This is a genomic window from Paenibacillus sp. FSL R7-0273 (assembly GCF_000758625.1).
Lineage (GTDB): Bacteria > Bacillota > Bacilli > Paenibacillales > Paenibacillaceae > Paenibacillus_AQ.
In genome coordinates this window covers 5,176,627-5,195,573 of sequence record NZ_CP009283.1, presented here as the reverse complement: position 1 = coordinate 5,195,573, position 18,947 = coordinate 5,176,627, and the positions used below count along the sequence as shown (strand labels likewise).

General features: G+C 52.0%; 17 protein-coding genes. 11 read left to right on the top strand and 6 right to left on the bottom strand.

Translation table 11 applies throughout. The features are described 5' to 3' along the window. Positions 1–83 precede the first annotated feature (83 nt). The 6 genes from R70723_RS22515 to R70723_RS22490 all read left to right on the top strand — a co-directional run bounded on the left by R70723_RS22515 (position 84) and on the right by R70723_RS22490 (position 5,810). Entirely contained in the window at positions 84–884 is an 801-nt protein-coding gene (locus R70723_RS22515; RefSeq protein ID WP_052421430.1) for a M12 family metallopeptidase, read from the top strand. A 71-nt stretch (positions 885–955) separates the two neighbouring features. Continuing rightward, the gene (locus R70723_RS22510; RefSeq protein WP_039875558.1) at positions 956–1,843 is read left to right on the top strand and encodes an endonuclease I family protein; all 888 of its coding nucleotides are present in this window, start codon (positions 956–958) and stop codon (positions 1,841–1,843) included. Between the two features lie 59 nt (positions 1,844–1,902). After that, positions 1,903–2,880 (top strand): S8 family peptidase, encoded by a 978-nt coding sequence (locus R70723_RS22505; RefSeq protein ID WP_039879161.1) that lies wholly within the window; start codon positions 1,903–1,905, stop codon positions 2,878–2,880. Positions 2,881–2,903: 23 nt separating this feature from the next. Continuing rightward, a complete protein-coding gene (locus tag R70723_RS22500; protein WP_039875557.1) occupies positions 2,904–3,635 on the top strand; it encodes a hypothetical protein in 732 nt (243 codons plus the stop codon). Between the two features lie 15 nt (positions 3,636–3,650). Further along, the gene (locus R70723_RS22495) at positions 3,651–4,319 is read left to right on the top strand and encodes a YukJ family protein (RefSeq protein WP_039875555.1); all 669 of its coding nucleotides are present in this window, start codon (positions 3,651–3,653) and stop codon (positions 4,317–4,319) included. Positions 4,320–4,391: 72 nt separating this feature from the next. Beyond that, positions 4,392–5,810 (top strand): M14 family zinc carboxypeptidase, encoded by a 1,419-nt coding sequence (locus R70723_RS22490; protein ID WP_039879160.1) that lies wholly within the window; start codon positions 4,392–4,394, stop codon positions 5,808–5,810. Here R70723_RS22490 and R70723_RS22485 read toward each other — a convergent pair. Next, positions 5,800–6,660, bottom strand: coding sequence for a P-loop NTPase family protein (locus tag R70723_RS22485; protein ID WP_039875554.1), 861 nt, complete (start codon positions 6,658–6,660; stop codon positions 5,800–5,802). The genes R70723_RS22490 and R70723_RS22485 overlap by 11 nt on opposite strands. A gap of 241 nt (positions 6,661–6,901) precedes the next feature. Between R70723_RS22485 and R70723_RS33520 the strand changes: the two genes are divergently transcribed. Then, positions 6,902–7,078 (top strand): hypothetical protein, encoded by a 177-nt coding sequence (locus R70723_RS33520; RefSeq protein ID WP_156123836.1) that lies wholly within the window; start codon positions 6,902–6,904, stop codon positions 7,076–7,078. A gap of 305 nt (positions 7,079–7,383) precedes the next feature. Beyond that, positions 7,384–9,375 (top strand): Na+/H+ antiporter, encoded by a 1,992-nt coding sequence (locus tag R70723_RS22480; protein ID WP_039875553.1) that lies wholly within the window; start codon positions 7,384–7,386, stop codon positions 9,373–9,375. Between the two features lie 22 nt (positions 9,376–9,397). On the opposite strand, the gene R70723_RS22475 is transcribed toward R70723_RS22480, so the two are convergent. Both R70723_RS22475 and R70723_RS22470 read right to left on the bottom strand, forming a co-directional pair. After that, positions 9,398–10,720 (bottom strand): sugar phosphate nucleotidyltransferase, encoded by a 1,323-nt coding sequence (locus R70723_RS22475; protein WP_039875551.1) that lies wholly within the window; start codon positions 10,718–10,720, stop codon positions 9,398–9,400. A gap of 13 nt (positions 10,721–10,733) precedes the next feature. After that, positions 10,734–11,549 (bottom strand): DUF6492 family protein, encoded by an 816-nt coding sequence (locus R70723_RS22470; protein ID WP_039875549.1) that lies wholly within the window; start codon positions 11,547–11,549, stop codon positions 10,734–10,736. Positions 11,550–11,758: 209 nt separating this feature from the next. Between R70723_RS22470 and R70723_RS22465 the strand changes: the two genes are divergently transcribed. Then, the gene (locus R70723_RS22465; RefSeq protein ID WP_039875546.1) at positions 11,759–12,520 is read left to right on the top strand and encodes a YheC/YheD family protein; all 762 of its coding nucleotides are present in this window, start codon (positions 11,759–11,761) and stop codon (positions 12,518–12,520) included. A gap of 307 nt (positions 12,521–12,827) precedes the next feature. On the opposite strand, the gene R70723_RS22460 is transcribed toward R70723_RS22465, so the two are convergent. Further along, on the bottom strand, positions 12,828–14,321 hold the full coding sequence (locus R70723_RS22460; protein ID WP_039875543.1) for a DHA2 family efflux MFS transporter permease subunit: 1,494 nt from the start codon (positions 14,319–14,321) through the stop codon (positions 12,828–12,830). Between the two features lie 240 nt (positions 14,322–14,561). On the opposite strand from R70723_RS22460, the gene R70723_RS22455 reads away from it, so the two are divergent. Continuing rightward, a complete protein-coding gene (locus tag R70723_RS22455; protein WP_039875541.1) occupies positions 14,562–15,125 on the top strand; it encodes a TetR/AcrR family transcriptional regulator in 564 nt (187 codons plus the stop codon). Between the two features lie 6 nt (positions 15,126–15,131). On the opposite strand, the gene R70723_RS22450 is transcribed toward R70723_RS22455, so the two are convergent. Further along, positions 15,132–16,100 carry a bile acid:sodium symporter family protein gene (locus R70723_RS22450; protein WP_039875540.1) on the bottom strand — a complete coding sequence of 323 codons (969 nt, stop codon included), beginning with the start codon at positions 16,098–16,100 and terminating at the stop codon, positions 15,132–15,134. A gap of 152 nt (positions 16,101–16,252) precedes the next feature. Here R70723_RS22450 and R70723_RS22445 point away from each other — a divergent pair, with 152 nt between their 5' ends. Continuing rightward, complete coding sequence (locus R70723_RS22445; protein ID WP_052421428.1) at positions 16,253–17,332, top strand: LCP family protein; 1,080 nt, start codon at positions 16,253–16,255, stop codon at positions 17,330–17,332. 110 nt (positions 17,333–17,442) lie between these two features. Here R70723_RS22445 and R70723_RS22440 read toward each other — a convergent pair whose 3' ends face one another. After that, the gene (locus tag R70723_RS22440) at positions 17,443–17,991 is read right to left on the bottom strand and encodes a hypothetical protein (RefSeq protein WP_039875537.1); all 549 of its coding nucleotides are present in this window, start codon (positions 17,989–17,991) and stop codon (positions 17,443–17,445) included. Positions 17,992–18,947 lie beyond the last annotated feature (956 nt).

The window sequence follows — 18,947 nt, the reverse complement described above, 5'->3', positions numbered from 1 at the left end:
AAGGCATATTACGTGAACGAATTCACATAATAGCTCTGATCTCTATTTCAAGATTAATTGCACTCAAGGGAGGAGCAGGGAAAATGGATAAGGAACATAAGAATTTCTGTATGCTGCGCTCACTGCCAGAGCAGCTGCAGGCTGAAGCCGGCCGACTTTCTGTGGAGGAAAATCCGGCTAATCTTGCTGACGGGGCACAAGATAACCCCAGTGCGGTGCTGGCTGTGATTCAGAGCAGATGGAAGCCTGGCAGAACACTTAGGGTTCACTTCATGGATGGTGATCCCATTGTTCATGCCAATGTGGAAAAGTACGCCCGTGAGTGGGAAGATTATGCCAATATTCATTTCGAGTTCGTGCACGACCCCAAGGCTGAAATCCGGATTTCTTTTAAGCAAAGCGGGTATTGGTCCTATCTCGGTACTGAGAGCCTGGCGATATCCAAGGATGAGCCCACTATGAACTTTGAGGGCTTCAACCGGTCCACGCCTCAAAGTGAATATTCCCGGGTCGTACTTCATGAGTTCGGACATGCCCTAGGCTGTGTCCATGAGCATCAGAATCCGAAGGCAGACATCCCTTGGGACAAACCGGCGGTATACAGATATTACATGGGAGAGCCGAATTGCTGGACCCGGCAAGAAATTGACGATAACCTGTTTTACAAATACGACTCCGCAAATACGCCCGGCACAGCGTTTGACCCCGAATCTATTATGGTTTATCCCATTCCTAACAATCAGACCCTCGGTGATTTTGAAGTAAAAGGAAATAACAAGCTGTCCAGGATGGACAAGCAGTTTATCGGTAAAATGTATCCGGGAGCAAGAGTAAGCGATGCTGAGCCGGTATCAGCCGGGGTACATGAAGCAGTCCGCTCCTGAGTTCAGACACAGCGGTGTAACAGACTATTAACGTGCCGACGGCATCAATTACTATATAAGGAGATGTAATAATGGGTACAACAATCCGTCCTGATGATATGGTTGCAAGCACCGCAAGTAAGCTGCAGACACTGGAGGTCAACCTGGAGCGGTTCCGCAGCAACGAAGCCGAGTATTTCGACAAGGCCAAGGATAAAGCGGATGTGGAGCAGTATTATGCACAGCTCAACCGGAATGAGCAGGATGGAAAAGCGCTGTTCAATGCCTTGACCGACCTGCTCACGAAGACTCATGACGTGAAGGTCCCTTACAGTCAAAGTGACGAGTATTTAAAAACCTTGGTTGATCTGCATGATGACGGGTATTTGAGAAGCATATATTCCGGCAAAGAGGCAGAGCCGCATAAGGTTATTGAGGAAGATGCGTCTATGGTGGCTGTGGCAGACGAGACAAGTCCAACCGGACATATTTTAAATGTGGAGCATGTAGTGCCTCAATCCTGGTTTGACGAAGCTAAGCCGATGCGCGGGGATTTACATCACTTGTTTTACTGTGAAAAAGGATGCAACTTTTTTAGAGGAAACAAGCGTTATGTTGATTTCGCCGACTATAATCCGGAAGAGTTCAGAACAGATACTGAACGGTCGGAATGCGGTAAAGGTATAGGCGGTGACGGAGCAACAGATGGACAATTCGAACCTGAATATGGCAAGGGTATAGTGGCAAGAGCAATGCTATATTTCATTCTCCGTTATCCGAAGGCGATTGAAGCTAAGCATATTAAAAAACTGGACGTTAATGTCCTACTGAAATGGCACAAGGACTTCCCGCCAAACCTGAAGTATGAGAAGCACAGAAATCAGGAAATTTATAAAATTCAGGGGAACCGGAATCCGTTTATTGATCTGCCGGAGCTGGCTGACCGGATTGACTTCAGTATGTTTAAGCCGTCTCAGTAATAGCATCCTTCGAATACACACAACGGGAGATGATCGCATTGGCCTCAACAAGTACGCTTATCAGCGATGCTGTAGAGCTTCAGCCTTTTGAAGCCGCAGATGTAAGCCGTCATATTAAAGAAATTCCTAAAGGAATACAGATGATCCAGGCACCGGCATTCTGGGAAAAGGGCAGCTACGGCAGAGGGGTTAAAATTGCGGTCCTTGATACCGGCTGCGATAAAGATCACCCCGATCTGAAGGACCGGATTATCGGGGGACGGAATTTCACGGATGATGACGAAGGCAGCAAGGATAGCTTCAAAGATTACAACGGACACGGGACCCATGTAGCCGGAACGATTGCCGCGACCAAGAATGATAAAGGTGTGGTTGGAGTGGCACCGGAAGCAAGCCTGCTGATCCTGAAGGTGCTGAACCGTGAAGGGAGCGGCCGCCCCGAATGGATTACAGAAGCGATTAACTATGCTATTGTCCAGAAGGTTCATATTATCAATATGTCTCTCTCCGCAGGAGCAGAGCATGAGGATATGCATGAAGCCATTAAACGGGCAGTAGATAAAGGGATCATTGTGGTCTGTGCGGCAGGTAACACCGGTAATAAGGCAAAGCGTTTTCCCGCTGCGTACAATGAGTGCACCTCTGTAGGGGCGGTTGATTTTAGCGGAAACAAAGCCATTTTTCTGACGGAAAATGAAGAGGTAGACCTGACAGCACCCGGTGTCAATGTACTGTCCTGTTATCCGCTCGATCTGATTCCTGACCGGAGCGAGCCGTATAAAGTCATTTCGGGAACCTCAATGTCTTCTCCGCATGTAGCCGGAGCGCTGGCGCTGGTCCTTAGCTTTTATCAAAGCAAGGAGCAGTTCAACCGGCCGTTAACCGAGGATGAGCTGTACGCGCAGATTGTAAAATGCACGATCCCGTTGGGAGGTCCAAAAACAGCCGAAGGCAACGGGTTGCTGTACTTAACCGCGCCGGAGCTGTTGGCTGAGTATTGGAAAACTAATAAACCGGACTTGAGCCAGTATTCATAATTTTGTCAGACAAGGAGGATCCCATGGGCGATAACATGTCTTATGAATTCAAGCTGTTCCTGGATCATAAGCTGATGCTGAGAGAGGACCGTAAGCCCATTGATCAAGTAGCGGGACTGTCCTTTTTACTCAAAGATAATATGCAGATTCACCTGCTTGATACGCCTGAGCTTCGTTTTTATGAAGTAGGCTGGATTGTCCGCAGCCGGTTAAAGGATGGTAAACGGGAGCTTACCTATAAGCGGCGGTTTAGAGATTACAGTAGCCTTGATAGTGCAATCAGCCAAGCGGGTAAAGAAGGATTTACCCCTGCCGATTACGAGTACGAAGTCGAATGGGGCTATAAGAAACAAGCGTTGTCCCTGTCCCGTGACTTCAATCTGGAGCTGGAGGGACAAGCTCAGGAACAATGGAAGCAGCTGATGCTGGACAAGGCTCCGCAGCCTTTTAAAGACAGCGGTGCTTTCAAGTCTGCAGAACAAGCCAGGGTGATGGGAGCGGTTCAATCTGCGAAATATAAAAGTGAGTGGAATCAGGACAAAGTGAGTCTGGAGGTCTGGACAATTGGTGAGGAGAGTATGGCTGAGGTGACGATGAAAATGAAGAACGCTACTGAAGCCGGAGCAGCTGATAAGCATCGGCAGTTCATTGCGCTCTTCCAAGAATCAAACCTGCTGCTGGAGAAGGATATGTCTAAAACCAAATGGGCACTGGAGAAATTAAAGCAGTCACATGCACCACAAACTGTACATTAAAAGGAGACTATAATAATGCCACTTAGACCATACGGAGTGTTAAAAGGAAAAATTACTAAAGGTACACCTGCGCCGCGCAGTAATGATGCTACGCCGCATTATCATGCACAGGTTGAGGCTGAGGGAAAAACCTACGAATTGGCTATCAACGTAAAATCCAAAAAAAACCCGTCAGAGCTGCTCTATCTTGTTGGTGATAAATTCAAATCGGAACAAATTACCCATTTGCAGACTTTAGAGGACGGATTTACTGAAATTAAGACATCGCTTAATCATGAAATTGCCTTGGACTATATCCGCGGCGGCTTGTTCGAGCCTAAGCAGATGATCGCGCTGCCTTATGATGTAAATGGACCCGATAACGACTTGAACGAGAAGGTAGATGCCTATCTTCGGAGAGCTATTGATAATCAATCTGCCAAAATCTATGTTTACGGTGAGCCGTTTCCAGGCGGCATGCATAACATTCACATGAATCAAGGGAATGTGGATGCCTTTAGAAGAGACGATGGAATCTGGCAGGACGGCGGAATTATGATTCATTTCGAGGATGAGAATAAGTGGCTCGGCATGTTCCTCGCCTTCCAGTCCCAGTCCTGGTGCACCGATGACAAAGGACATATGGAGCGCCCGGTGAGCCAGTGCAGCCATAAAACTGTCCAGATTGCAGAAATGTCGAAATAATCAGACTGGCGGACCTGAATCATGCGGTTCGCCAGCCTTTTTAATACAAATACAGAAGGGGCGGATACAAACGTGAGAATATTACAGACGGTAATTCATGCCGCATCACTGGACAAGCTGCATGAACTGGAAGGTTATGATCTGGATATAGTAAGAAGCAGTGCGGTGCAGCTGACGGAAGCGGATTATTCTGTGTCCGGCCTGCTGACGGAAGAACAGGTAGAGCAGCTGAAGAAAGCGGGTTATTCACTGGAAATTGAACTGGATGCTACCGATATTCCGGCTCAGCGGCTACAGGAGGTATACCATGGTAACCGGTATGAATCTGCTGGCAGCCATGCCGGAGATTATACTGCTGAGAAGGTCCGGGGTTATATGACTGTGGATGAAATCGACAACACACTGACGCAATTAAACCGGCAGTATCCTGAGCTGGTATCACTGATTACGCTGCCTAACCGGACGTGGGAGAACCGGACTTGCCGGGCTGTTATACTCAGCGCAGGTCCGCGCCGGGCTTCAGCGAAGCCGGCCATCCTTATAACTGGAAATGTACACGCCCGGGAATGGGGCGGGTCGGATATTTGCCTCAACCTGCTGAACAAGCTTGTTGAAGCTTATACCAGAAAGGTTCCTGTCCAGTATGGCAATAAAAGCTTTGCCTATGAACAAATCAAGCAGGCACTCGATGCGGTTGACCTGATTATTTTCCCGGAGGTTAATCCGGACGGCAAGATCTATTGCCAGAATAATCATGAACAACGTTCGACCGATGATATGGTAACCGGAAACGGCTTCTGGTGGCGGAAAAACCGCCGGCCTGGTGCTGATGGAACACCAATGGGCGTTGACCTCAACCGGAACTTTGACTTTTTATGGGGAAGCGGGATCGGTACATCAACTGATACAAGAAGTCTAACTTACCTTGGGCCCGCCCCGTTCTCAGAGCCGGAATCACAAAATATTAAGTATCTCTTGGATACGTATCCGCAAATCCGGTTTTATGCAGACATTCACAGCTACGGGCAGAAAATTCTGTATAACTGGGGGGATGATGATAACCAGACCGTAAATCCCCGCCAGAACTTTCAGAACCATGAGTATGATGCTTATAGGGGGAGCGCTGATTCTGAAGCACCTATGATGAGGGAACGCTACAGGGAATATATTTCACCTCAGGATGAGAAGCTCGAACGGGAGCTTGGCAACCGGATGAATGAAGCATTAAAGGCTGTGCGGGGCAAGTCTTATATAGTGGAAGAGTCAGCGAAAATGTATTACACCAGCGGGACTACACAGGATTATGCCTATAGCCGTCATCTGACAGATCCGTCCAAGCCTAAAGTTTACAGTTATACATTTGAGTTCGGCACGGAGTTTGTCCCTCCTTACGAAGAAATGCAGCTCATTATAGCAGATATCAGCTCAGCTCTGACAGAGTTGACATATGCGGTGTCACAGCTTCAGGTACGTGAACCGGTTAACCACTGAAATACTCTTCCAGAATCCCGCCAATCACCTGCTTGTAGCCCTCACTGTCAAAAGCGGAATTATCCGCCCTATGCTTGGCGATGGTCAGGCTGCTGTAAATATCAGCTTCCAGCTCTTGGCGTGCTTTAAGCACCTGTATGGTACCTTCTAAGCCCGAGCACTGGTGCCGCGCACCGTAGCCCTGGTTCGTATAATACGTAAAGAATCCCTGTGACCATTCTGGCGGGCGTTCCTGGACAGCCTTTCTGAAAGAATGGTCAAGATCATGCTGTGTAACGTAGATCAGCAGCGGATTGAGCGGCACTATAATGTCAGCGAGCCCGGTTACGTAGCTAGTGACAGTCTCGCTGTCAGCGCCATATTTAACCATTCCAGCCGTTACGGGATTCTGGATGAAGCAGCAGTCAAAAATGTAGGTTTCACATCCTGCTGCAGCCTCTGCAGTGAACTTCCTCCACTTGTCGGTGATTAGCTTTCTGTTGTCTCCGAGCGGCAGCTCATAAATATCTTTTTGAACAATAGCATTCAGCAGCCCGGCGTCATCCGGGAATTCCGGGCCGTATTGCTGCTGCAATTTGCGGTATCCCAAAAAGCAGCGGCCATCCTGGCGGATGATGTGTTGATTCAAGAAATCTCTGTATTGATCAAAGCTGTCCAGCAGCTCTGCAAATTCATGCTCCTCAAAACAGGCAACCCCGTCGTAATCCGCGGGATGCTCCAGGTTTCCTTCCAGAAACAGCCGGGCACTGATGTTTTGCCCAGCCAGCAGCTCTTGAACCAGTGCAGCGGTTGTAGTTTTGCCGGAGCCGGGCAGGCCTTCAATTAGAATAAGTTTTGGTGCAGGTGTCATATCTGTTCCTCCATTCGGATTAGAGGATATGCTGGCGGGGCTTGCGCATAGTTAATCGTTACAGAGTAATCCACATGATCGGTGAAGGCTCCTTTGTATGCATCTCTGGGTTTCAGCTTAACATCCGGGAGAGCCGGAGACAACCGGCAACTCAAAAGAACTGCTCCTGCAACTGAGCTGCCGTTTGAAAAAAGCCCTGCCGGGTATAAAGGGGTATCAGGAAGGAAGGAGGTGCGTTGCAATGAATATGAATAAGGATCTGCCGCCCGAGCTTCCCCCGAAGGTTGTGCCCGAGGTCGACCCAGAGCGGATACCGGAGCCGAAGCCGGCTGAGATTCCGCCAGAGATCGTTCCCCGTGAGCAGCCGGAGATTCCGGCCCCGGTACCGCCTGAGGTTCCGCCAACGCAGCCGCTGTAACAAACGTACTGAGCTGGGCATGGCTGGGGCTGCCGTAAATTTGCCAAGACAAGCGGACATAACGTCCTATAATGACTCCTGTTCAGTGCTGGTCAAACGACAAGCGCTGGAGAGGAGTCATTTGTTTGGATTTGAGGAGCTTCATTAAAGAAATTAAGTGGATTGTCGATACCTAATTTCCATAAATCCAAAAACCACCTAATCTCACGGCAGCCTGCCGATAAAAAATATACGGCCTGTTTACATTCCGTTTGCATTGTTTGTTTACACTAAGCCTGACTAAAGATGATGGGGGTAGAGAGCTTTTGGAATTATTTGAATACATACTGCTGATGCTGGCGGCGCTGGCCGTGTCCAATCTGGTGAACCGGTTCATTCCGTCGGTTTCCGTGCCGATTATCCAGATTGCGCTGGGGGTAGCGATCACGCTGCTGCCGGTGCATTTCGAGTTAACGCTCAATCCGGAGCTGTTCCTGCTGCTGTTCATTGCTCCGCTGCTGTTCAATGACGGGCGTCATGCCGATAAGGAGGCGCTCTGGAGCCTGCGGAAGCCGATCCTTCTGCTGGCGCTTGGGCTTGTCTTTGTAACGGTCGGCATCGTCGGTTATTTCGTGAACTGGCTGCTGCCCGTTATTCCGCTGGCGGCTTCCTTTGCACTGGCAGCGGCCCTGGCGCCGACGGATGCCGTTGCGGTAGGCGCGCTGGAGCAGAAAGTAAAGATCCCCCACCGTACGATGCAGCTTCTGGAGGGAGAATCGCTGATTAACGATGCATCCGGCCTGGTCTCGTTCCAGTTTGCAGCGGCCGCGATGGCTACGGGAATGTTCTCCTTTAGATCAGCCGGGCTAAGCTTCCTCGCTATTTCACTGGGCGGCGTGGTGCTGGGCCTGCTGCTTACGCTAATGAAATATGGCGTTGTTAAATGGCTGCGCAGGCTGGGGATGGAGAACGTTACCCTGCATATGCTGATTGAGCTTTTGACTCCTTTTCTGATCTTTCTGGCGGCCGAGGAGCTGGGAGTCAACGGAATCCTGGCTGTAGTTGCTGCGGGTATCGCCCATTCCTTCAATTATAAAAAAATGAATCCCGAGGTCGCTAAGCTGCGTGTAGTTTCCAAAAGCACCTGGTCAGTCATCATCTTTGTGCTGAACGGCCTGGTCTTCCTGCTGCTCGGGACACAGCTGCCGGACATTATACAGACGATCTGGAACAGCCCGGAGATCGGCAATGTCAGGGTGATCCTGTACACGCTGCTCCTTACATTAGCAGTGCTGGGCCTGCGGCTGATCTGGGTGCTGCTGATGAAGGTGCCTGGAGAAGGCGGAGCAGATCACAGCCCGCGAAAAAGCAGATTCAGAACTGCGCTGATCATCACGCTGTCCGGTGTACGCGGAACGATTACGTTGGCCAGTACACTGTCCCTGCCGTTTTTTCTCGATGACGGTACAGCTTTTCCGTCCCGGGATTTGATCATTTTCCTGGCGTCCGGCGTTATCTTATGGACGCTGCTGGCGTCCAATTATCTGCTGCCGCTGCTGCTCGGAGCGGAGACGGAGACCGCGCAGGAAGAAGAAGAGACACAGGCCAAAATCGAAATTCTGCAGGGTGTGATCACCGGATTGAACGAATTATCCACTGAGCAGAACCGGCTCGCCTCGGTCCAGATTATCAGCGCGTATACCTCGAGAATCCGCATGCTGCGTAAGGATGACCGGAAGGATGAGGTGCAGCGTACACTGGGCCTGTCAGTAATGAAGTGGGAGCGGGAGAACACGCTGCTGGCGCTGGAGCATAAGGAGGTTGACCCGTACACCGGCCACAGATACCTGAACCGGATGAACAGGCTGTTGTTTATGCATACCCGTGATGTCCGGTATAAGCGGGAGCTTTTTCCGGTTAAGCACTGGGATGAGATGGTCGGCCTTCTGCAGCAGGCCCGGCTCAGCAGGCGGCAAAGACGCGCTGAGCTCACCCGGCTGCGCATCCGGAATGTTACTTATGTGCTTGGGCAGCTGAACGCTCTGCTCGCTGAGGGCGGACCGGACATTGAGGCAGTCAGTACGTTTAAACTACAATATGAACGGATGCTGCTGCGGCTGACAAGGGGCGAAGCCTATACCGGCAGCCGTGAAGAGTACGGCGAATCCATGCAGGAGCTGGCGCGGATCGGCATTCAGCTGGAGCGCGACGGCCTGCAGGCCATGTTCGAGAGCGGCAGAATATCTCGTCAGGGCATGAAGGAAATGAAACGGGACATTCTGTTCATGGAGCATGATCTGCGCGAAGAGACGGTCTGATGGCAGAGCGGAGCCGGGCAGTTTAGGTGTAAAATGACTCCTCATCACCCTCGCCGAGCATTCGGATTTCAATCAGCTCTATAGCGGTATGGGCTCTGATCCCATGCCGCTCCCCCTGCTTAAAGGTGAAGCAATCGCCCGGATGCGCCTCGGTGCTGAGTCCGTTCCGCAGGATTTCCCCTTGTCCTGCTGTAATAAGCCAGTGCTTGCGGGAATGCCGGCAGGAGGTCTCGGGCAGCTCGTGCTCCGGCAGGATACACAGCTTAAGTGTCACTGCCTGTTCTGGTACGCCGTCCGTGCGGTCCAGTATAGTGCAGCTTCCCCAGCCGCTTTCCCCATATCGCGGCTGAGCCGGATTCTGCTGCAGGATTTCCTTGATTGCATTGGCCTCATGTCTGCCCGCAATCAGAATGCCTTCAGGGCTTGCTGCAGCGACAATGCCCGGCACGCCAATCACATGCAGCGGAAGGCTCAACTCGTTAATGATCACGGAATCGGGGGATTCCCCCCAGATTCCGCCTTGGCCGGTTACCGGCTGCTGCAGCTCTTCGCTCAGGGCTGACCAGCTTCCGAGATCGCCCCACCGGCCTTCATGTTTCAGGACTACAGCCCGGCTGCAGCGTTCTGCAATCTCCTTGTCGAAGCTGCGAACCGGCAGGCCGGCATACAGGCACGTGAACGCGTCAACCTCAGCCGGCAGGCCCATCTGTGCCAGCTGGGACAGCATAAAGCTGAGGCGGAAAGCAAACACTCCGCAGTTCCAGAGTGCCTGCCTGCCGATCAGCTCCTCCGCCCGGGTGCGTCCGGGCTTTTCTTCAAAGGAAATCACCGGAGCGTAGCCGCCGGAGGCTGCTTCACCTGGGACGATGTAACCGTACTGGTCGGAGGGATGGGCGGGCCTTGTCCCTAGCAACGCAAGCTCGGCCCCGGAAGCGGTCAGCACGCCGGCAAACTGATGGAATAACTGAAAGAAATCATCGTCCGCGAACATATCAGCCGGAGCCACGCCTATCGTGTCCTCCGGCTTTGCTTTTCCTGTCGTATACAAGTGTAGAACTCCAAGTGCAGCCGCTGTAAAGGTCCCGCGTTTATACGGCTCCCCGATAACCGGATAGGCGCTGCCGGTATAGCGCCCGACAAGAGCCTGCTGATCCTTATGGGTCACGAACAGGGCGGACCCGCCCAGTCCTGCCTGCGTAAGCTGGCGGCATACCCGTCCGAGCATGGATTCCGTGCCTCCGTCCGGTGCGGGGAGCAGATCAAGAAACATTTTGGAGCGGATCTCACCGGAGAGCGGCCAGAGCCGCTGCCCGGAGCCGCCGCAGAGCAGAATGGTATGGTGCATACAGTAAGCCTCCTTAATGCCGGGCGGGGATGGAATAGCCTTTACGCTGATGAAAGGACAGCGAGCGGTAGGTACGGGCCAGCTTGCGGATTTGATCATCCTTCAGGCTGGCTGCGGGACTGTGCAGCGATTTGTTGTTTGCGTTTCTCAGCAGCACGGAAGTGCGGCTGCGGCTGTATACATAGTTGGCATACGTTTCATATTCGGAGAAGCCAAACTGCTTTTTCTTATTGATGCTGCGGAGGATGGCTGCATGCCAGGGCAGCCCGTGCCGTGCTTCAATTGTTTTTTTCAAGGCGGCCAGCTTCTGTCTTTCAAACAGCATGTAATGGGTCACAAAAGACCTGGGGGAAGGGGCGGCGCTCCCAAGCAGCTTCTTGTACGTACGGAAATACTCCGGCTGGCTCCAGTTCCGGCAATAAAACACGGTTTTGCCTGCTGAGCGGAAGCGGTGGGGGCGGATCAGCACGGTGTCTGCATCAATGACCAGAAAAAAAGACTCCCGGCAGATGCGGTCCCCATTCATTTTCAGCAATTGCTGATACAGCCAGCCGGACCGGTTCCAGCGGGCGGAGGAGTAATGGATGTCTTGGTTAGAGAACGGCAGGACGGTGGCTTCATCGACAAAAATACAATTTTTGCGTGCGCATAGCTCCCGGATTCTGCTGCTGGACGGTGAAACGATGTAGATGTGACTGATCGGATGGCGGACATGGCGGCGCAGACTGTCGATTACAAAGGGAAGGGTTGCCAGATCTTTTTCAATGGCCGGGATCAGGACGTCAATAGCGGGGGCGCTAACCGCTCCGTTTGCTGAAATGGATGACATTCGTTTCATCTCCGTACGTGAATTGACACTTTAGCGTCTGCACTAAAATATGCCCTAAGCGCAGGCGGTGACAGGGCAAGACGGACTTTAAAGTTAATCCGCCGCCACAGGACAAATGGTTCATTCCACTGGTGCTGTTGCCGCATAGGATGCACTGAGATGTAATTCAGGGGAGGCATACCGTCTTTCCCGGACAGGAGCGTGCTGATGTGAAGGCAATCAAGGCTGATCCTCTACAAAGTAAATGGTTTAAGACCAAGCTGCTGCTGCGGAGCAGTTTCATTAAGCGCTATATTCCGGACACCCGGAGATTCAGCAAAAGCAATCTGGAGCAGATGATTTACAGCTACGGAATGATCTACGTGAAGCCGGAGCGGGGAACCTACGGGAACGGAGTGATCCGTGCTGAGCGGGGAGAACGGGGGGGCTTTACTTACCAGTATGAGGAGACCGTCCGCCAGTTTGATACGTTTGAAGCGTTCCATAAAAGTCTGGCGAAGAAAGCAGGCCGCAAAAAATACCTGATTCAAAAGGGCATTCATCTGCTGAAGCATAACAGCCGCCGCTTTGACATCCGGGTGATGGTACAGGTAAGTCCGAAGGGAGCCTTGGAGGCTACCGGCATTATCGGCCGTCTGGGCCATCCGCGCAAAATTGTGACGAACTACCACAGCGGCGGCAAGCCGATGGCCATTGAAACACTGCTCCAGAGCCATTTGTCCCCGCACCGGCTGGCCCAGCTTACAGAGGAGCTGAATACGCTTGGTGTGCGCATGGCAGCCCATATGCAGAAGACGTACCCGAAAATTCATCAGATTGGTGTGGACGTAGGTCTGGACCGGTCGCTGATTCCGTGGATTATCGAGGTAAACATGATGCCGGATCCGTATATTTTTAACCAGCTGAAGAACAAATCCATGTATAAAAAGGTAATGCGCTACCGCCGGGCACAGCTGAAGAAGACACAGTAAACAAGCAGGCGGTTCTATAGCATGTGAAAAGAGAGCCCAGCGGCTGTTTTGCCGTCTGGGCTCTCTTTGGATGCAGTGCCGCCCCGGGAGGTGCGGAACAACGGTAAAAGTCCCGTTGTTTTGGCGAATGCGCCCCGGGAGGTGTGAAACAACGGTAAAAGTCCCGTTGTTTTGGCGAATGTGCCCCGGGAGGTGCGGAACAACGGTAAAAGTCCCGTTGTTTTGGCGAATGTGCCCCGGGAGGTGTGAAACAACGGTAAAAGTCCCGTTGTTTCTGTACATTCCCCCTTGGGCAGCGCTCCGCAGCTCAGACGTTCTCCGTCACAGCCTGCTTAAGCGGCTGGCCGGATTGTTTGCCTGCGGCCGGCCCGACCTTCTTGATGAAGAAGGAGAGCAGCAGGCCGAGGATGCCGATGCCTACGATAACCAGGTAGGCATCATTAATCCCCTGGATGGATGCTTCCATAATCATATGCTCCTGCGTGCCGCCCTGGGCACCGCCTGCAGCCAGCATCTCCTTCATGTGTACGGTCGTGCGGCTCGTCATTACCGTAACCAGCAGAGAGGTTCCGACAGCGCCGGCTACCTGTCTGGTTGTATTGGAGATGGCGGTGCCGTGCGCGTTCAGCTTCGACGGCAGCTGGTTCAGGCCGAGTGTCTGGATCGGCATCAGCAGCAGCGCCATCCCGATCCGCCGGCCGGTAGACATCAGCACCAGATAAGTGAAGCTGGTCGAATCGGTCAGGTTCACGAAGCCGAGCGTTGTGAGGATCATGATGAGCAGGCCGGTGACAGCCAGCCATTTTGCTCCGAACCGGTCGAACAGCTTGCCGGTAACCGGCATCAGAAGCCCCATGATCAGTGCGCCCGGCAGAAGCAGCAGGCCGGATTCCAGCGCAGTGTAGCCGCGGGCGTTCTGCAGATAGAGCGGAAGGAGCATCATATCCGCATACATTACGATTGTAACCGCAACGCTGATCAGCGTGGTCAGGCTGAACATGTTGTATTTGAAGGCACGCAGATCAAGCAGCGGATTCTGCGAAGCCAGCTGCCGCCATACAAACAGGGCGAGTGCAACAATTCCTGTACCCAGTGTCAGCAGAACCTCGCTGCTTGACCAGCCGCTGCCGGCAGCCTGGCTGAAGCCGTACAGCAGCATGCCGAACCCGGCGGTGGAGAGGACTACGCTGATCAGGTCGATTTTGGGATAAGTCCGCTCAGATACATTGCGCAGATAGATGAATCCGCAGACGATGACTATGAGCGTCAAAGGAATCATGCCGTAGAACATAGTCTCCCAGCTGTAATGCTCCAGAATATATCCGGCCAGTGTCGGGCCGATTGCCGGCGCAAAAATAATAGCCAGCCCGACCATGCCCATCGCCGCGCCCCGCTTTTCCCGGGGGAAAAGGGCCAGGATTACATTGGTCAGCAGCGGCATAATAATGCCGGCCCCGGCTGCCTGGATCATCCGTCCGGTCAGCAAGACCGGGAAGCTAGAGGCAAGCGCCGATACCACCGTCCCCGCCAGGAAAACAAACATCGAGGTCTGAAACAGCTCACGGGTAGTGAAGCGCTGCATCAGGAAGGCTGTAATCGGGATCAGTACCCCGTTAACGAGCATATAGCCGGTGGTCAGCCATTGGGCTGTCGAGGCAGCGATGCCGAAATCCTTCATCAGTCCCGGAACAGCAACACTCATGACCGTCTGATTCAGCGTCGCCAGAAAAGCACCCAGAATCATAATGAACAAGATGGGGCCTTTTTTTATGGGATTATTGTTGTCTGTTACTGTGCTCATTTCACGCCATCCTTCCTTTCCTGTTACCCTTACTGCATGGACTTAATTTACAAGGTGTTGTATAGTTTACAATGCATAAAACATATTATAGTTGAAATTTTCATGTAATCAAGCAACGCTTTCAGAAAAAGTGTAAAGTAATTGACAGTCTCCTGAGGACTGTAGCCTAACCTGATCATATGAGACATTTTCACGTGAATTGTAGTTTGCTTTTTTAAGGTGAGGGAGTGAGGGAACAGAATGGATAATGAAACGCCGCGTACCGATCCCCGCGTATTGCGCACGCGCCAATTGCTGAAGAATGCACTGATCGAATTGCTGGAGGAAATGGATATCGAGAAAATCTCGGTGAACCGCATTGCTGAGCGGGCGGGGATTAACCGGGTGACCTTTTATCTGCATTACCGGGATTTGCCCGATATGCTGGAGAGAATGGCGGATGAGATGGTGGAGGATATTTATAAGGTGGTAAGCAGTCATCCCGAACAGGCGTCGGGAGAGGAATGGCCGCTGCTGGAGAGCCTGCTGAAGCATATTGAGGCTAACTCGCGGCTGTATAAGGTGACATTAACCTTTAGGCACAGCACGATTTTTACGGACAGGCTGGTAAAATTGATCGAGGATATGATTACGTCGCGGCTTGCACGCCAAGGGGGGAATCCGGAGTCGGCAGTACAGCGGGATATTGCGCTCTGGTACGGCTCCGCAGCGCTGATCGGCACCATCGTCAAATGGCTGCGCAGGGATATGCCTTATACCCCTGCGTACTTGGCCAGACAGATTACGCTGCTGCGCTCGCGGTAACCGCGGCTAGGCCGCTGAGGTCCGGTCTGCCGGATGGCTGACTTTGGAGCGCCGGCCGAGAATGAAGCCGGCCAGCGAAGCGAGCAGCTGCTGGAATACCATGCCGAGAACTACCGGCACAGCAACCGGAGCCGGAAAATAGGATACAGCGAGGACAGCACCGGCGCTGATATTGCGCATGCCGCCGTTGAAGATCAGCGCGACCTCGTCAGCTTCATTCCAGCGCAGCATCCTGGCGGTCAGGAAGCAGAGAACGTAGCCGGTGGAGGCCATGAACACGATCACGGTTGCCAGCCCGACCAGCTTGAGGTCAATATTAGCCAGGTACGGCGAGATCACCGACCCGTTAATCATAATGACAACGGCCATGAACAGCTTGGAGAAGGGATTCAGGCGCGGGCTCCAGACCGGAGCGACTGCACCCTTGCTCCATTCATTGAGCACCATTCCAAGCAGAGAAGGCACTACTATCATCCAGAAGAGGCTGCTCATCATCGCCCATGTATCCATCTCTACGCTGGTTCCGATCAGCACAGATAATACCCCCGGGACAATAAACGGGGCAAGCAGGGTATCAATAAGAATGATGGACAGTGTAAGGGCGGTGTTGCCTTTGTAAATGCTGACCCAGATAAAGCTGCTGATCCCGGTAGGGATAACAGCGGCCAGCACCAGGCCGGTAATGGTAAAGTGATCTGTATAATACAGCAGATTTCCGAGCCCGAAAGCGACCAGCGGCATCGCAATATGGAGGATAAACAGACAGACGAACAGGGGCAGCGGTTTTTTGAGTACATTTACGAAATCCTTGACACCAAGGCTGATGCTCCCGGCAAAGGTCATAAAGGCAAACAGCCAGGGGGATAAGTGGGTATAAGGGGTCAGGGCGCTGCCGCAGAGCACTCCGGTAAGCACACTAAGCGGTGTAATTAACGGCATCATCCGGTTAAGTATACGGTTCAGCTTGAGAAGCATGTTATGACATCCTTTTTCAGTAGATTCCCCTTATTATACACCTTTTGCCGCACCATGCATGTGAGACTATGCTTTTTGAGGACCTCTAGCAGCATATGGTATAATAGTTTTCAACTTATAACAGTTAATACATAGCAAGCAGGAGGAAGGGAATGGAAGCACGAAGCAAGAGAAAGAAAGCGCAGCGCAGCACAACCCGCAGCCGCAAGGTGTTGATCAGCACGGCTGCAGTACTCGGCACATGCCTGATTGCCGGCGCTGTATATGCCGGAACATTGTATTTTAAGGCAGAACGGGCGCTGGACCGGATTTCGGCATCGGGAACAGCCCCTGGTGAAACAGCTGGTCCTGCATCCCCTGCTCCGGCAGCTACGGCGGATGCACAGCCTGCTTCGGCGGAGGAGACGAACAAGCCCCTTACGTTCCTGCTGGCCGGCGTTGACAACAGGAGCGGCAGCGGCGGGACGATGAACACGGATGTTATTATGCCGGTTGTCTATGAACCTGCTACCAGACGTCTGTCCATTTTGTCTATTCCCCGGGATTTGAAGCTTACAAGCAGCGAGCTTGGCACGCACAAAGCAAACTATTATTATGCCTATTACTATGCCCATAACAAGGGTGAAGATTTGCAGAAGACGAGAGAATTCTATGGCAGCCTGCTGCAGATGGACATTGATCATATGATCCTGGTTAATTTTGCGGCCTTCAGCAGCATTGTGGATGAGCTGGGCGGGCTGGATATCGATGTGCCGATGGATATGCGGTATGTGGATAATGCGGATGGCACCAATATTAATCTTAAAAAAGGGATGCAGCACCTAAACGGCAAAGAGGTGCTCGATTTCGTCCGTTACCGTAAATCCAACCGCGGAACTGCAGAATCGTCCGACTTTTCGCGCAATGAACGGCAGCAGGAAGTGCTGAACCTGATCCTCGACAAGCTGGATTCCGTTAGCGGTATAACCAAGTGGGGCGAGATCATTGATATTCTCGGTGATAATATCCGCACGGATATCGACAAGGATCAGCTGGTCAGCTGGATTCTGAACTACAAGACGATGAAGCCCGCCACAAGTGAGCTGATCACGCTGGAGTCCCAATGGAAGAGTCCTTACGTCTATGCGAACGAAGAGGATTTACTGGAGAAGCTGGAGAAGCTTCGCGGCCCGCTAGACCTGCCTGCACTGGATAACCGTCAGCTGCTTCATGATTTCGGTATTCTGAAATAGTAGGTTTTCAAGCGAAAATATAAGACAAGGGAGCTGTTCTCCATAAAGCGGAGAGCAGCTCCCTCTTTTCAAATACAGGAGTTCTTATCAAATACAGATTTAACGAAGGTTTAACCCCTCTTCTTATGGTACCGGACAATCGTTGCAGCCGTTAATATACCGATGACCACTAAGCCGCCGATGGTCCAGGCATCGATGGGAGTTTTCTCAGCTAAAGGGCTGTTATCTGCAGGCGGCTGCGGAGCAGGCAGCAGGGTAAGCTCCTTATTCTGCAAATACTCCGGCCCGGCAGAATCACTGCTGATTAGGGCGGAAGGCGAGCATAAAGGATTTTCCCACTCTCCGTCTGTCTGCTTGAGATAGAACAGGTAGTCCTTGCCCGTCTCGCTCGGTCCGTTGAGCGCGCCCCAGGTGATGTTTTCCTTCAGGATGAGCGACCGCTCCGTTATGGTTTTAAAGCTTCGCTTAACCCTGATATGGATCTCATTGGAGGAATCGTCGTTACTCCGGGACACCTTATCCACCTGTCCGATCACGATGCCGTCGTAATACTCATATGCTTTTTCAACCGTCGGCAATTCGGCGCAGGATAGGGCATTGGATCTGCCGGCAGGCAGGAAAAACATTATTATAAGAGCAAGCAGGGCTACTCTGCGCATAAGAATTCACCTCCGTAATACTTATCTGACGTTGTATAAGAGCAAAGGTTGCAGCCGGAAAGAGTGTTGATCCTTAGTAATTTGACTAAACAAACCCGTAACCCGTGAGAAACCGGGAAGAAACACCGCCCCTCTGTAGCTTCCTCTTTTTCTAACGGACACGAGAGCCGTTACTTGTGGAAATCAGCACGTCTGAGCTGGCTAACGGACCGTAATGCTCTTATTTCCAGCCTGACGGTGCTTTATTCGCAGAAAAATGAGAGATAAGGTCACTGGAGTCCGTTAGCCTGCGGAAACACGCCTTTTGCTGCAAATAAGCGCATCTGAGTCCGTAAGCCGGACGCTGTTAATCATATTACTTAACTTCGCAACAACCTATTGTGTTTAAAGCAGCCGGCGTAACTGCCGAGTCCTGCCCTCCAAGAGTTCAGCGGCTGCAGATAGATATTGTAGTAGTGTAACCCATATTTTACAGCCACTTCGTCCACGCACTACCGCGACACTCCACGCACACCTCAACCCAATAAGTTACTCCGATCCCGCACCGCAGCCTATCACACACTACCGCCACACTCCACACACACCTCAACCCAATAAGCTACTCCTATTCCCGCTTCCAGCCTATCCACACACTACCACCACACTCCACCCAAACCCCCGCCCATACGCCCCTCCAACCCCCGCCACATTCCCCGCGCCTTCCCCGTAACCGCTTCCTCCAACCTTAAGTTTGGTAAGTGAATTCATTAAGAACTGACGATACCTTACCTTGTCCCCGTTTGTTATCATAGCCTTGTAAGGGTATTCAAGGGTAAAGGCCTAACCTGGGAATATCCGCTTAAGCCTCATTGTAAACGCTCTACGGTACACGCTTTACACTAAACTTGGAATGATTGGCATGCAGAAATGAAATCCTATTAAGCAGCAGATGCCAGCGTTTTCCTTCATATCCTTTT

Coding starts and splice junctions, on each gene's coding strand:
- R70723_RS22515 (WP_052421430.1), top strand. CDS start 84: ATGGATAAGGAACATAAGAATTTCTGTATGCTGCGCTCACTGCCAGAG.
- R70723_RS22510 (WP_039875558.1), top strand. CDS start 956: ATGGGTACAACAATCCGTCCTGATGATATGGTTGCAAGCACCGCAAGT.
- R70723_RS22500 (WP_039875557.1), top strand. CDS start 2,904: ATGGGCGATAACATGTCTTATGAATTCAAGCTGTTCCTGGATCATAAG.
- R70723_RS22495 (WP_039875555.1), top strand. CDS start 3,651: ATGCCACTTAGACCATACGGAGTGTTAAAAGGAAAAATTACTAAAGGT.
- R70723_RS22485 (WP_039875554.1), bottom strand. CDS start 6,660: ATGACACCTGCACCAAAACTTATTCTAATTGAAGGCCTGCCCGGCTCC.
- R70723_RS33520 (WP_156123836.1), top strand. CDS start 6,902: ATGAATATGAATAAGGATCTGCCGCCCGAGCTTCCCCCGAAGGTTGTG.
- R70723_RS22475 (WP_039875551.1), bottom strand. CDS start 10,720: ATGCACCATACCATTCTGCTCTGCGGCGGCTCCGGGCAGCGGCTCTGG.
- R70723_RS22470 (WP_039875549.1), bottom strand. CDS start 11,549: ATGTCATCCATTTCAGCAAACGGAGCGGTTAGCGCCCCCGCTATTGAC.
- R70723_RS22460 (WP_039875543.1), bottom strand. CDS start 14,321: ATGAGCACAGTAACAGACAACAATAATCCCATAAAAAAAGGCCCCATC.
- R70723_RS22455 (WP_039875541.1), top strand. CDS start 14,562: ATGGATAATGAAACGCCGCGTACCGATCCCCGCGTATTGCGCACGCGC.
- R70723_RS22450 (WP_039875540.1), bottom strand. CDS start 16,100: ATGCTTCTCAAGCTGAACCGTATACTTAACCGGATGATGCCGTTAATT.
- R70723_RS22445 (WP_052421428.1), top strand. CDS start 16,253: ATGGAAGCACGAAGCAAGAGAAAGAAAGCGCAGCGCAGCACAACCCGC.
- R70723_RS22440 (WP_039875537.1), bottom strand. CDS start 17,991: ATGCGCAGAGTAGCCCTGCTTGCTCTTATAATAATGTTTTTCCTGCCT.